Below are 12,671 nucleotides of genomic sequence, written 5' to 3'. Positions count from 1 at the left end.
CTTTCCGCATCAATGTCTAAAAATCAGAGATTTGCGAAACGGCACGTGTTTTTCTGCCGGGGTGAGACGCGGTTTGTTGTGGGGTGCTGATGCCTTTGTGCGGGTTCCGGAAACAATGCGTCGTTTGGCGTATTGCTTTTTCTGTTGAAATCGGGTTTCCCCTATAAGTAGTATGTTATCGCCTGATCCTGTTGCTGTTTTGCCGCCACCACGGGCAAGCGCTGGGATTGGCGCGATGCCTTTCAAACACGGTGCGGCGGGCCGTGCGATACCCTCAAAATCGGCGGGTAAATAGTCATATTTTTCCCGGCCTCCGGATGGCGGCCTGGAAGCGGGGTTTGGGTTTTTGCGGATTAACTGTCAAATTATTATACAATATTAGTATCATCTACATTTATTTGGGATACAGTTTTGGAACGTTGTCGGTTATGATTTCGGCAGGGTAAAGGAACGAATCAAGCGGGGGATCGGATGGCTTTGCGATTGGCACATAGCAACGGGCCGCGGGCGGAAAAGGCCGAAAGCGACGGAGTGGAACCGGTGCATCTTACGGCAATTGACTATGGACTGTTGACGACGGCGATCGGCTATCATTTACGGCACTCGCAACTTGCCGTGGCAAATGGGTTCTCCGATGTGCTGGCGGAACGGGGATTGCGACCGGCTGATTTTTCGGTTCTCGTCATTGTTGGTGGCAATCCGGGCCTGAAACAGAGCGATGTGGCGGAAGCGCTCGGCATCCAGCGCGCCAATTTTGTCGCGATCGTCGACAGCATGGAAGACAAGGGGCTGCTTGTCCGCCGCCGGTCGGAAGAGGACAGGCGTGTTCATTTTCTCGACATGACCGAGGAAGGCAGCCGTCTTCTCGACAGCCTTTCCGATTCATGGCGTGACCGTGAGGAAAAGCTGATCGACAGGATTGGCGGCAAGAAAGCCCGCGACCAGCTGCTGTCGCTGCTTGGACGTCTGCGGGACTGAGCGGGGCTCTCGTCGACGGGGGATTGCTCTGCGAGCAACGACCCGGAAAGTGCGGGTCGGGCCTAACCTCCGGCTCGCGGGGCTGTGCATGGTGATTTGCCGTTCCGGTATTTTCACGACAGCCTGATCGGTGGCGGCTCGATTTGCGTTGCAATTTTCCTGTGAAACGGCCAAGACGACCTGCATATGCCTTTGGTCACCCGATGCCGTAAGAGCGCGGTGTGGCGGAAAAGGCCGGAAACGGGAACGCCATGCTGAACATCGATACCAGCCATCCGCTTTATCGCCCTTTATGGGTCAGGTTGCTGATCGTCGGTTTCTGTGCGGCCTGGGCGGTGATCGAATTCGTCAATCGCGAATTTTTCTGGGGCACGATCGTCGGCGGCATCGCCGCCTATGCGGCCTATGAGCTGCTGGTGAAATTCAAACCCGTGAGCGTTGATGATGCGGCCAAGGGCGGAGCGGACAAGGCTGCGCCAGACGAACCCGCCGATAACGCGCCCGTCGATAAAAACGACGCCGGCTGACAGCGGCATATCCTGCGGCAGGCATCGCTGCCTGGCATTCCACTATTTAAGTTTTCAGCATCCGTATCGCCTGGTCGATCAGCAGATTTGCCGCGGTCATGCGCAGGGTCGCATTGTGCCGGAATTCCGGTTTCACGCCGTCGGGGTGGTTGAGACGGGCAAAGGCGCGGCGTTTTTCCGCAAGCGTTGCGGCGGTGTCGGTTTCATGGATCGCCAGTTCCATTGACACATCCGCGAGCGAGGTCTTTTCGAGATGGGCCGGCATGGGTTCCGGCTCTGGCTCCGGCTGGGGTTCAGGCGGCGGTGCCGGGTCGGCCAGAAAGGCGAGATAGGCATCGAGACCGCCATTGACCGGTTGCGGTGCAGCAGAAGGCGTGCCGACGACGAAGCTGGAATTGAAACCGGCGATGCGGTGGTTGACTGGCGGCGGCGGTTCCGCGGCTTCCTCTTCTCTTTCCTGCTTCAGTCTTTCGACGACCGACTGGAAGACGGATTGTCCGAAAAGCATGCGGCTGTTCCCCTGCGCCGGCTCGTAAATCCGGGCTGTTTATAAGATGAAGGTGGCGTCTGGCTTGTCACCTCGTCGCGGGCCCCTTGTCAGGCGGCCATCATCATGGCCCGGTCAGCTTTCGGCTCTCATCCAGTACCAGATCGTAAAGCAGCCGGGCGCTGGGCGGCAAAACACGGCCTTTGGTGGTGATGATGCTATAGGGCTTGACCACAAGTTCGAAATCCGTCGGCAGGATGCGGGTGCGGCCGATGCCGGCCTGCTGGCCGGCCACGAATTCGGCCATGTCCTGCGCGATCGGCGCAATCGCATTGGTGTTGCAGATCAGCGCGAGCGTCAGAAGCATGGACGGCGTGTTGATGATATTGCGCGGCATGGCAACGCCATGGGTGAGGAACACGTCCTCCATCGTTCTGCGCAGCAGGGCGCCGGGCGGCTGGAAAACCCAATCATAAGCCGAAAGATCGTTCAGCGTTACCGGCTCGCCGCCAAGCAGGGGGTGGCCTTCGCCGACCACCAGACAGGCGCGCTCGATGCCGATTTCATGGATGGAAAACAGGCCGGGGTCGAAATCGTCAGGAATGCGGCCGATGATGAAATCGTGGCGCGCGGCCAGCAACTCCCGGGCCAGCACATTGCTGCTTTCCACCTGCACGTTGATCTCGATACCGGGATAGGTGTCTGTCGCCCGCTTGATGGCGGGAACCACAAGGCTGATGGCGGGTGCCGTGACGGCGCCGATATAGACCGAGCCGCCGCTGCCGGATTTCATCTGGTTAAGCTCGCGGCTTGCCTCGCGCAGTTCCAGCAATATGGTGCGCGCCCGGCGGGCCAGCGCCTCGCCGAATTTGGTCAGCACCACGCCGCGCGAGGCCCTTTGACAGAGCGGGCTTTTGACGATGGCTTCCATTTCGGAAAGCATGCGCGAGGCCGCCGGCTGTGTTATGTTCATGGCCGCTGCGGCTGCGCTGACCTGCCCGTGTTCCTCGATCATGACCAGCATGCGCAGATGGCTCATCTTCAATCCGGCGCGCAGAAGCGGGTTGTCTTCAAAGACGAAAAGGGCCTCTGTTGTTTGCGCCTGCTCATACACTTTTTGGTTGTTCATTCGCGTGTTTATACCCACTCATCGCTTATTGTATCGATTTAATATAGCGAAATTGATATATGGAAACAGATTTATTCTATTTGACAGTTATATGGATTCAGAACAGTTTGCGGGATGCCGGGGAGGAGCGGCATCTGTTCCATTTCGCAGCTGCGAGATCGGAACGGGCCGAACGCGGCTCCTTCCTCTGACGGCATGAATTTCATGGTGCGCCGCAACATGCGGGTGCCAGAAAAGGGTTCAAGGGAGAGAGTTAATGAAGTCCATTATTTCGCTGATGGCGGCTTGTGCCATCGGTGCTGCTTCCTTCGCAGCACCGGCTTTCGCACAGGACAAGGGTTCCGTCGGCATTGCCATGCCGACCAAGTCTTCCGCTCGCTGGATCGACGACGGCAACAACATCGTCAAGCAGCTGCAGGAAGCCGGTTACACGACCGACCTGCAATATGCCGACGACGACATTCCGAACCAGCTGTCCCAGATCGAAAACATGGTCACCAAGGGCGTGAAAGTCCTCGTGATCGCCTCGATCGACGGCACCACGCTTTCGGACGTTCTGAAGCAGGCTGGCGAGCAGGGCATCAAGGTCATCGCTTATGACCGCCTTATCCGCAACAGCGGCGACGTCAGCTACTACGCAACGTTCGATAACTTCCAGGTTGGCGTTCTGCAGGCAACTTCGATCGTTGACAAGCTTGGCCTGAAGGACGGCAAGGGTCCGTTCAACATCGAGCTGTTCGGCGGTTCTCCTGACGACAACAACGCCTTCTTCTTCTATGACGGCGCAATGTCGGTTCTGAAGCCTTACATCGACAGCGGCAAGCTGGTCGTGAAGTCCGGCCAGATGGGCATGGACAAGGTCGGTACGCTGCGTTGGGATCCGGCAACGGCCCAGGCCCGTATGGATAACCTGCTGTCGGCTTATTACACCGACGCCAAGGTTGACGCCGTTCTGTCGCCTTACGACGGTCTGTCCATCGGCATCATCTCCTCGCTGAAGGGCGTTGGTTATGGTTCGAAGGACCAGCCGCTGCCGGTCGTTTCCGGTCAGGACGCTGAAGTCCCGTCGGTCAAGTCGATCATTGCAGGCGAACAGTATTCCACCATCTTCAAGGACACCCGCGAACTCGCGAAGGTTACCGTCGACATGGTGAATGCCGTTCTGCAGGGCAAGGAGCCTGAGGTAAACGACACCAAGACCTATGAAAATGGCGTCAAGGTCGTTCCGTCCTACCTGCTGAAGCCGGTTGCCGTGACCAAGGAGAACTACAAGCAGGTTCTCGTTGATGGCGGTTATTACAAAGAAGACCAGCTGAAATAAGCCTGAAGACACATGCGGGGATGACTTGGCGTCATCCCCGTTTTTCCATAAAAATAAAAACGCCGAAATTAATCGGGCGCTGGATTGCGATATGGCCAATACCATTCTCGAAATGCGGAACATCACCAAGACGTTTCCGGGCGTGAAAGCGCTTGAGAACGTCAACCTCAAGGTTAAAGAGGGTGAGATCCACGCACTCGTCGGTGAGAACGGCGCGGGGAAGTCGACCTTGATGAAGGTCCTTTCCGGTGTTTATCCCGCCGGCACCTATGAGGGCGAAATCCACTATGAAGGCGCAGTGCGGAATTTTCGCGCCATCAATGATAGCGAAGATATTGGTATCATCATCATTCACCAGGAACTGGCATTGGTGCCGCTCCTGTCGATTGCGGAAAACATCTTCCTCGGCAACGAGGTCGCCTCGAACGGCGTCATCAGCTGGCAGCAGACCTTCAACCGGACCCGCGAACTTTTAAAGAAGGTGGGCCTGAAGGAATCGCCGGAGACGCTGATCACCGATATCGGTGTGGGCAAGCAGCAGCTGGTGGAAATCGCCAAGGCATTGTCGAAGAGCGTGAAGCTGCTCATCCTCGACGAGCCGACCGCATCGCTCAACGAAAGCGATTCCGAGGCGCTGCTCAACCTTTTGATCGAATTCCGCAAGCAGGGCATGACGTCGATCATCATCACCCACAAGCTCAACGAAGTGCGCAAGGTGGCCGACCAGATCACCGTTTTGCGCGATGGCATGACGGTGAAGACGCTCGACTGTCATCAGGAAGAAATCAGCGAGGATGTCATCATCCGCAACATGGTTGGGCGTGATCTCGAAGATCGTTATCCGCCGCGCGATGTGCCGATCGGCGAGACCATTCTCGAAGTGAAGAACTGGAACGCCTATCACCAGCAGCACCGTGACCGGAAGGTTCTGCACGATATCAACGTCACCGTGCGCAAGGGCGAAGTCGTCGGCATTGCCGGGCTGATGGGGGCAGGGCGCACCGAATTCGCGATGAGCGTGTTCGGCAAGTCCTACGGCCACAAGATCAGCGGTGAAGTGCTGATCCACGGCAAACCCGTGGATGTCAGCACCGTGCGCCGCGCCATCGATGCCGGTCTTGCCTATGTTACGGAAGACCGCAAACATCTCGGCCTCGTGCTCAACGACAACATCCTGCACAACACCACGCTTGCCAACCTGGCCGGCGTGTCCAAGGCCAGCGTCATCGACGACATCAAGGAAATGAAGGTGGCGAGCGATTTCCGCACGCGCCTGCGCATCCGGTCTTCGGGCATCTTTCAGGAAACGGTCAATCTTTCCGGCGGCAACCAGCAGAAGGTGGTGCTATCCAAGTGGCTGTTCTCCGATCCTGACGTGCTGATCCTCGACGAGCCGACCCGCGGCATCGATGTCGGCGCGAAATATGAAATTTACACCATCATCAACCAGCTCGCTGCCGACGGCAAAGGCGTTCTGATGATATCATCGGAAATGCCCGAACTGCTCGGCAATTGCGACCGCATCTACGTCATGAACGAAGGCCGCATCGTCGCTGAATTGCCGAAGGGAGAGGCGAGCCAGGAAAGCATCATGCGCGCTATCATGCGCTCAGGGGAGAAGAACTCATGAGTTCGGCAAACACAACAAGCGAAGAAAGTAACGTCATCTCGATCTCATCCTATATTCGCTCGAATATCCGCGAATATGGCATGCTGATCGCGCTCGTCGCCATCATGGTTTTCTTCCAGTTCTACACCGGCGGCATCCTGTTCCGTCCGGTCAACCTCACCAACCTCATCCTGCAGAACTCGTTCATCGTCATCATGGCGCTGGGCATGCTGCTGGTCATCGTTGCCGGGCATATCGACCTTTCGGTCGGCTCCATCGTCGCCTTCGTCGGCGCGATAGCGGCGATATTGACCGTGCAATGGGGCATGAACCCGTTTCTGGCGGCGCTGATTTGTCTCGTCATCGGCGGCATCATCGGTGCTGCCCAGGGTTACTGGATCGCCTATCACCGTATTCCGTCCTTCATCGTGACCTTGGCGGGCATGCTGGTGTTCCGCGGCCTGACGCTGTTCGTGCTCGGCGGCAAGAACATCGGTCCTTTCCCGACCGACTTCCAGATCATCAGCACCGGCTTCCTGCCTGATATCGGCGGTATCGAAGGTCTCAACACCACCTCGATGATCCTGACCGTGCTGATCACCGTGGCGCTGTTTTATCTGGCGTGGCGTCGTCGCGTGGTGAACGTGAAGCATGGCATCGACGTGGAGCCGTTCGGTTTCTTCATCGTGCAGAATCTGCTGATCTCAGGCGCTATCCTGTTCCTGGGTTACCAGCTGTCCACCTATCGCGGCCTGCCGAACGTGCTGATCGTGATGCTTGTCCTCATCGCGCTTTACAGCTTCGTGACGCGCCGCACGACCATCGGTCGCCGTGTCTACGCCATGGGCGGCAATGAGAAGGCAACCAAGCTTTCCGGTATCAACACCGAACGCCTGAGCTTCCTCACCTTCGTCAACATGGGCGTGCTGGCCGGTCTTGCCGGCATGATCATCGCGACCCGCCTCAACTCGGCGACGCCGAAGGCCGGCGTGGGCTTCGAGCTTGACGTGATCGCGGCCTGCTTCATTGGCGGCGCTTCGGCCTCCGGCGGCGTTGGCAAGATCACCGGTGCGGTCATCGGCGCCTTCATCATGGGCGTCATGAACAACGGCATGTCGATCGTCGGTCTCGGCATCGACTTCCAGCAGATGGTCAAGGGCCTCGTGCTGCTCGCCGCCGTGTTCTTCGACGTCTACAACAAGAACAAGGGCTGATCGGCCCACCCAAATCGCAAGTCAAAAAAGTGGCCGGTTTCCGGCCACTTTCATAAGATGCAGGCGCGACGCGCCGTAGCGGATAAGGCGCATGGCGCCGCAGGAAGGAAAACCCGTGCTCATTTCACAGATCAAAGATGCCAGTGGCAAAATCATTGTAGCGGTTCGCGAAGACGGCGGACAGGCGCAGGCGGTCAAGGGTGCCGGTTCGGTCTACGCGCTTGCCATGGAAGCCGCCAATAGCGGCAAGAGCCTTGCCGACGTTGTTTCCGCCCATGGCCTGGGCGATGCCGTCGATCTCGAAAAGGCCTATGCCGAGGGCCGTTTCCTGCCGCCGATCACCCATCCCGATCCGGCGCATCTGCATCTGACCGGCACGGGCCTTACCCATCTCGGCTCGGCCGCGACCCGCGACAGCATGCACAAGAAGACCACGGAAGCCGCCGAGGAAAGCCTGACGGATTCCATGAAGATGTTCCGCATGGGTCTTGAAAACGGCAAGCCGAAGGCCGGTGAAAAGGGCGTACAGCCCGAGTGGTTCTACAAGGGCAACGGTCATGTGGCTGCGGCACCGGGTGCGGCGCTCACGTCGCCATCCTTTGCGCTGGATGGCGGCGAAGAGCCTGAGATGGCCGGCATCTATGTCATTTCGGACAAGGGCGAGCCCGTTCGCATCGGCTTTGCCGTCTCCAACGAGTTTTCCGATCACGTCACCGAGCGGGTCAACTATCTCTACCTCGCCCATTCCAAGCTGCGCCCGGCAAGCTTTGGCCCGGAAATCCGTGTCGGTGCGGCACCTTCGGATATTCGCGGCACCTCGCGCATCCGTCGCGGCGACAGGGTCATCTTCGAAAAGCCGTTCGTTTCGGGTGAGGACAACATGTCCCATACCTTCGCGAACCTCGAATATCACCACTTCAAATACGGCCTGTTCCGCGCGCCTGGCGATGTGCATGTGCACATGTTCGGCACGGCCACGCTCTCTTTCGCAGACGGCATCAAGCCGGAAGCGGGCGACGTGTTCGAGATCGAGGCAGCCGGTTTCGGCCTGCCGCTGAAGAACCCGTTGGCCGTGGACGCGGAAGAAGAGATCGCCGTTCGCCAGATCTGATCTGCGAGCTGATTTTGAGAATGCCAAGGGGTGGCGCCATCACATGGTAGTCCCACCCCTCGGCGTCATCCTCGGGCTTGACCCGAGGATCGGCAACAGACTGACCCGCGAGACGTGGTTGGATCCTCGGGTCAAGCCCGAGGGTGACGCTGGAGGTCAGGCCTTATGTCCAATTGTCCCTTCGCGCGTGGGCAATGTTGAAGCGATTGCTTCTCAACCGTCGTCGTCTGTCAGATGCGCAACATCCGCCAGTGAAACGACGGCGCGATTTTGCCAATAGTCGTCTTCCTTCAAATGCGTGATGCTTCCAGACCGCGCCGGAAAACTGACATGGCCGACGTTTTCGATCGGCATCTTGATCCATGCCGCGATGACGAAGGTAAGAGCAAAGCCATGGGTAACGATGACCTGCGTGGGGCAGGGGCGTGATATAATGGTATTCACGGAGCGGTACACCCTTTCCGCCACTTCGCGTCTCGTTTCTCCATCGGCAATTCCGCCGCGATGATCCAAACGGTTATGATGAGGGGCGAGGATCTGGCGGGCGTCGAGCCATTCCTGCGGCATGCCGCCGGCTGAACCATAGCTTATTTCCCGCAGGTCATCCGTGGTTTCAAAAGGGTGCTTGAGGTGTTCGGCGATGATTGCAGCTGTCTGTGAGGCTCGGAGAAGATCGGAGCTGAAGATTTCAACCGGGGCGCTGCCGATCAAGGCCATAAGCTTGGCGGCTGTCGCCTCCGCATCGGCCCTGCCCCTGGGTGTCAGCCCTGTGTCATACCAGCCCCCGACCTTGTTCTCGACATGGTGGACGGACTGAGTGTGCGTGACGACAAAGATGTTCTTCATATTGTTTTTCCCGGTATTTTCAGGCCCGCTCAATCCCCCACAGCTTGCCTTCGCCCACCTCCACTGAATTACCCGCGGGATCACGGACATAGACCGAATAGCTGTCATTCGGCCAGCGATGGTAATGTTCGACGGGAATTCCAAGCGTTTCGAACCGGTCCTTCCAGCCATCCACTTCCGATTTATCCTTTGCATAAAAGCAGAAATGGCCCTGGCCCACCGCCCCATGGCGGGGGATCGGATTGTCGGGGTCGGTCCGGCGGGATTGCTGCGGATCGAAGATCAGCAGCATTTGTCGGCCGCATCTGAAGAAGACGAATTGGCCGGGCAGTCTGCGCACCACCTCCAGCCCGAACACATCGCGGTAAAAGGTCTCGGCGGCGTCGAGATCATCCACGTAGATTGCGGTTTCCATGATGGCTGCTGGCGGGCGCATGTTTCCTCCGGTCTCTACTGGGCGTCCGACACTGGAAGCGCCGGGACGCTTATGTTTTGGCGTTGTAGGTCAGTACGGTCAGATCGTGTTTGCCGACGCCGCGTTCCAGAACCGTCCAGCCGCAATTGACGTAATAGGTCTCGAGATCGCGCTGGCAGCACAGGTAGCTGGTATGGTGGCCGAGTTCGGCTGCCCTTTGCGTGGCGGCCTGCATCAGGGCCCGCGCTACGCCTGAACGCCGTCGGTCTTCCTCCACCCAGAGAGCGGCAACCCATGGCAGATATTGCGGCCGTTCCTCCAGATCGCAATGGATAAGAAATGCGGAGCCGACATAAGCTTCACCGTCATGGGCAACGAAACCGGTGGGCAGGGCATGCGGGTTGGTCATGTCCTTCAGGTGCTCGGCGACATCATCGACCTTGAGGCCGCTGTCCTGCCACCACGCCGTCCAGACACGGTCGGCGATGACGGGGCCATGGGACTGGCAGTCGCGATAGTCGGAAATAGTGTACAAGGCCGTCTCCCGGCCGGCTTTTCTGCCCGCAGGCTGAAGCCGGATCATGCTTTCAAATCAATGCGGCGATTTAAACGGTCGGGAGACGCTTTCGCAACCGGCAAGTTCCGGAAATGGATCAGGACTTCGTTGCCGTCACATGTAGCCAGTCGGTCGGCATCTTGTCGTAACCGCTGCCTTGGCGGGATGTGATCCCGACGCTCATCCAGCCAAATTGACCGTAGAGATTTTCGAGCCAGGCTCTGGAAGGATAGTTGTAATAACGGCCAAACGTGTCACGGCCTTCCGCCTCTCCGGCCTTGAAACTGGCGTAAAACACACCGCCCGGTTTCAGTGCCCCGTGAATGCGGCCGATAATGCCGGCAAGTGCTGCGCGTGGCACATGCAGCAGGCAGGCATTGGCCCAGACGCCGTCATAACGTTCCCTGTCGTCAATATCCTCGAACAGCAATGTCGCGACGGGAACCCCAAGCCGGGCTTGCGCCGCCTTGGCGATCTCGGGTGTTCCATCGGTGGGGTGAACGTCGAAACCGGCAGCCAGCATGAATTCGCTGTCCTGCCCGCCGCCGCATCCGAGCTCAAGAATGCTCGCGCCCCCCGGCAGCTGCGCCAGAAATGTCTCCAGATGCGGGCGGTCAGGGGCCTGTCCCCGGGTGGTGTAGGCGTTGGCATTATCGGTGTAAAAACCGATCGTATCCTCGTCTTTGGCGGCCATCATCTCAACTCTGCGACTGGCTCTGCGACTGCTGCACGGTGACAGTCACGTTCAGCGTCTCACCGGCGGGGCCGATACGCATGCCTGATATCGGCGCGCAATCGCGGTAACACAGGCCCGACGCGATGCGGACATAACGGTCATCGGGGCAGATATTGTTGGCGGCGTCGAAGCCGACCCAGCCAAGCCCCTGAAGATGCACCTCGGCCCAGGCGTGGGTGGCCGTCTGTTCTTCCACCTCTTCCATCATCAGATAACCGGAAACATAACGGGCCGGCAGGCCCATCAGCCTCGCTGCGGAAATCAGGATATGGGCATGGTCCTGGCACACGCCCTTGCCTGCCTCCAGCGCTGTTTCCGCTGTCGTTTCAATGTCGGTTGCACCAGGCACATAGTCCACCTTGCGGTGAATATTCTCCATGAGGTCATGCAGGCGGGAGAGTTCGGTGTCACCAGTGCTGACTTTCACCAGCTCACGCACCAGTTTTCCCGGCTTGGTGCGCGGCGTCTCGCGCTGGAAGAGCCAGAGCGGCGCATTGCCGATATGGTGCCCGAACACGCCGGCCCTGTCTTCGGTGGTGACGAGACCGCTTGCCACAACCTTGACCTTGCGTTGCGGGCCTTCCGTTTCCACCAGCGCAACCCGGTTGCCGAAATGGTCGTCATAGGTCACTTCGACGGTGGCGCCATCTACCGAGACATCCCAGTTCTCCACCGTCTGGCAAGGGCCTGTCTGCGGTGTCAGGCGCAGCCGCTGCAACGCATAGGGCGTCGGCTCGTCATAGACATATTCCGTCGTATGGGTGATTTTCAGACGCATAAGCTGTCCCCGTCCACGCGCTTATTGATAAAAGCGGTAGCCTTCCATGATTTCCTGTCCCAGCTGCCCGTTGCGGTTTATGAATCTCTCCAGAAACTCGTGCAGACCTTCATCCATGACGCGGTTGATCGTCGTCTTGCGCAGGCTGTCACGAATGCTTTCGGCCGTTTCATGCGCCTGGTGCCTTTCGCCGTAATCCTCAGCTATGTAATTGAGGTTGCTGGCGATCTTCTCGTAGCAATAAGCGAGCGAACGCGGCATACGGCCGTTGAGAATGAGGAAGTCGGCAATATTGGCCGGCTTGTATTCCGCATCATAGACCCAGCCATAGGAACGGTGCGCCGAGACCGAGCGCAGGATGGATTCCCATTGCGCATTGTCGAGCGAGGAACCGACATGCGCCACAGCCGGCAGCAGCACGTAATATTTGACGTCGAGAATGCGGGCGGTGTTGTCGGCCCGTTCGATGAAGGTGCCGATGCGGGAGAAATTATAGAGATCGTTGCGCAGCATCGAGCCGTGGAAAGCGCCGCGCACCAGACCGGCGCGGTGTTTGATGCCGTCGATGGTCTGCGGCATGTCCGCCGGCTTCACCCTGCGCTCGAGGCTGGTTTTGAGCTCTATCCAGAATTCGTTAGTCGCTTCCCATGTCTCGCGCGTCAGCGCGGTGCGCACCATGCGGGCATTGTTGCGGCCCGCCTCGATGCAGGAGAGGACGCTCGACGGGTTGGCCTTGTCGCGCAGGAGATAATCGATCGCATCCGCCGTCGTCACCTTGTCGTGCGTTTCGAGGAACGCCTCGTGGACGCCAGCACTCTGCAACACGCCGTCCCAGTCTTCATCGCCGCTGCCCGAGCGCGTCAGTGAAACGCGCAGACCCGCATCGATCAGCCGGGCGATGTTTTCAGCGCGCTCGATGTACCGGAACATCCAGTAGAGCCCGTTTGCCGTTCTGCCCAGCATG

At 58.6% G+C, this 12,671-nt stretch carries 14 protein-coding genes; 6 read left to right on the top strand and 8 right to left on the bottom strand.

Features of this window, described 5'->3' with window-relative positions:
* Positions 1-471 precede the first annotated feature (471 nt).
* Both QSV77_RS09955 and QSV77_RS09950 read left to right on the top strand, forming a co-directional pair.
* Entirely contained in the window at positions 472-978 is a 507-nt protein-coding gene (locus QSV77_RS09955; protein WP_142840477.1) for a MarR family winged helix-turn-helix transcriptional regulator, read from the top strand.
* Between the two features lie 251 nt (positions 979-1,229).
* Complete coding sequence (locus QSV77_RS09950) at positions 1,230-1,505, top strand: hypothetical protein (RefSeq protein WP_142840476.1); 276 nt, start codon at positions 1,230-1,232, stop codon at positions 1,503-1,505.
* Positions 1,506-1,551: 46 nt separating this feature from the next.
* On the opposite strand, the gene QSV77_RS09945 is transcribed toward QSV77_RS09950, so the two are convergent.
* Complete coding sequence (locus QSV77_RS09945; RefSeq protein WP_302733326.1) at positions 1,552-2,013, bottom strand: hypothetical protein; 462 nt, start codon at positions 2,011-2,013, stop codon at positions 1,552-1,554.
* Positions 2,014-2,116: 103 nt separating this feature from the next.
* Positions 2,117-3,121, bottom strand: a complete 1,005-nt coding sequence (locus QSV77_RS09940) for a LysR family transcriptional regulator (protein WP_302733325.1) — start codon at positions 3,119-3,121, stop codon at positions 2,117-2,119.
* A 256-nt stretch (positions 3,122-3,377) separates the two neighbouring features.
* On the opposite strand from QSV77_RS09940, the gene chvE reads away from it, so the two are divergent.
* The 4 genes from chvE (at position 3,378) to araD1 (ending at position 8,376) form a co-directional block, all read left to right on the top strand.
* Positions 3,378-4,442 (top strand): sugar ABC transporter substrate-binding protein ChvE, encoded by a 1,065-nt coding sequence (gene chvE, locus QSV77_RS09935; protein ID WP_142840472.1) that lies wholly within the window; start codon positions 3,378-3,380, stop codon positions 4,440-4,442.
* A 91-nt stretch (positions 4,443-4,533) separates the two neighbouring features.
* Positions 4,534-6,072, top strand: coding sequence for a sugar ABC transporter ATP-binding protein GguA (gguA, locus tag QSV77_RS09930; protein ID WP_142840471.1), 1,539 nt, complete (start codon positions 4,534-4,536; stop codon positions 6,070-6,072).
* A complete protein-coding gene (gene gguB / locus QSV77_RS09925) occupies positions 6,069-7,265 on the top strand; it encodes a sugar ABC transporter permease GguB (protein ID WP_142840470.1) in 1,197 nt (398 codons plus the stop codon). The genes gguA and gguB overlap by 4 nt, the downstream gene beginning before the upstream one ends.
* Before the next feature lie 115 nt (positions 7,266-7,380).
* Entirely contained in the window at positions 7,381-8,376 is a 996-nt protein-coding gene (araD1, locus tag QSV77_RS09920) for a 2-keto-3-deoxy-L-arabinonate dehydratase AraD1 (RefSeq protein WP_302733919.1), read from the top strand.
* Between the two features lie 213 nt (positions 8,377-8,589).
* Here araD1 and QSV77_RS09915 read toward each other — a convergent pair whose 3' ends face one another.
* The 6 genes from QSV77_RS09915 to QSV77_RS09890 all read right to left on the bottom strand — a co-directional run bounded on the left by QSV77_RS09915 (position 8,590) and on the right by QSV77_RS09890 (position 12,670).
* Positions 8,590-9,222 carry a histidine phosphatase family protein gene (locus QSV77_RS09915; RefSeq protein ID WP_302733324.1) on the bottom strand — a complete coding sequence of 211 codons (633 nt, stop codon included), beginning with the start codon at positions 9,220-9,222 and terminating at the stop codon, positions 8,590-8,592.
* A gap of 19 nt (positions 9,223-9,241) precedes the next feature.
* Positions 9,242-9,658: a VOC family protein gene (locus QSV77_RS09910; protein ID WP_302733323.1), complete on the bottom strand. Its 417-nt coding sequence runs from the start codon at positions 9,656-9,658 to the stop codon at positions 9,242-9,244.
* A 49-nt stretch (positions 9,659-9,707) separates the two neighbouring features.
* Positions 9,708-10,172 carry a GNAT family N-acetyltransferase gene (locus tag QSV77_RS09905; protein WP_302733322.1) on the bottom strand — a complete coding sequence of 155 codons (465 nt, stop codon included), beginning with the start codon at positions 10,170-10,172 and terminating at the stop codon, positions 9,708-9,710.
* Between the two features lie 118 nt (positions 10,173-10,290).
* Positions 10,291-10,887 (bottom strand): bifunctional 2-polyprenyl-6-hydroxyphenol methylase/3-demethylubiquinol 3-O-methyltransferase UbiG, encoded by a 597-nt coding sequence (locus tag QSV77_RS09900; RefSeq protein WP_302733918.1) that lies wholly within the window; start codon positions 10,885-10,887, stop codon positions 10,291-10,293.
* A gap of 4 nt (positions 10,888-10,891) precedes the next feature.
* Positions 10,892-11,707 carry a transglutaminase family protein gene (locus tag QSV77_RS09895; RefSeq protein ID WP_302733320.1) on the bottom strand — a complete coding sequence of 272 codons (816 nt, stop codon included), beginning with the start codon at positions 11,705-11,707 and terminating at the stop codon, positions 10,892-10,894.
* A gap of 21 nt (positions 11,708-11,728) precedes the next feature.
* On the bottom strand, positions 11,729-12,670 hold the full coding sequence (locus QSV77_RS09890; RefSeq protein ID WP_142840463.1) for an alpha-E domain-containing protein: 942 nt from the start codon (positions 12,668-12,670) through the stop codon (positions 11,729-11,731).
* Position 12,671 lies beyond the last annotated feature (1 nt).

Source organism: Agrobacterium sp. V1 (genome assembly GCF_030518355.1).
GTDB lineage: Bacteria > Pseudomonadota > Alphaproteobacteria > Rhizobiales > Rhizobiaceae > Agrobacterium > Agrobacterium cucumeris.
The sequence above is the reverse complement of the archived record's forward strand: the minus strand, read 5'-3'. Positions and strand labels throughout refer to the sequence as shown.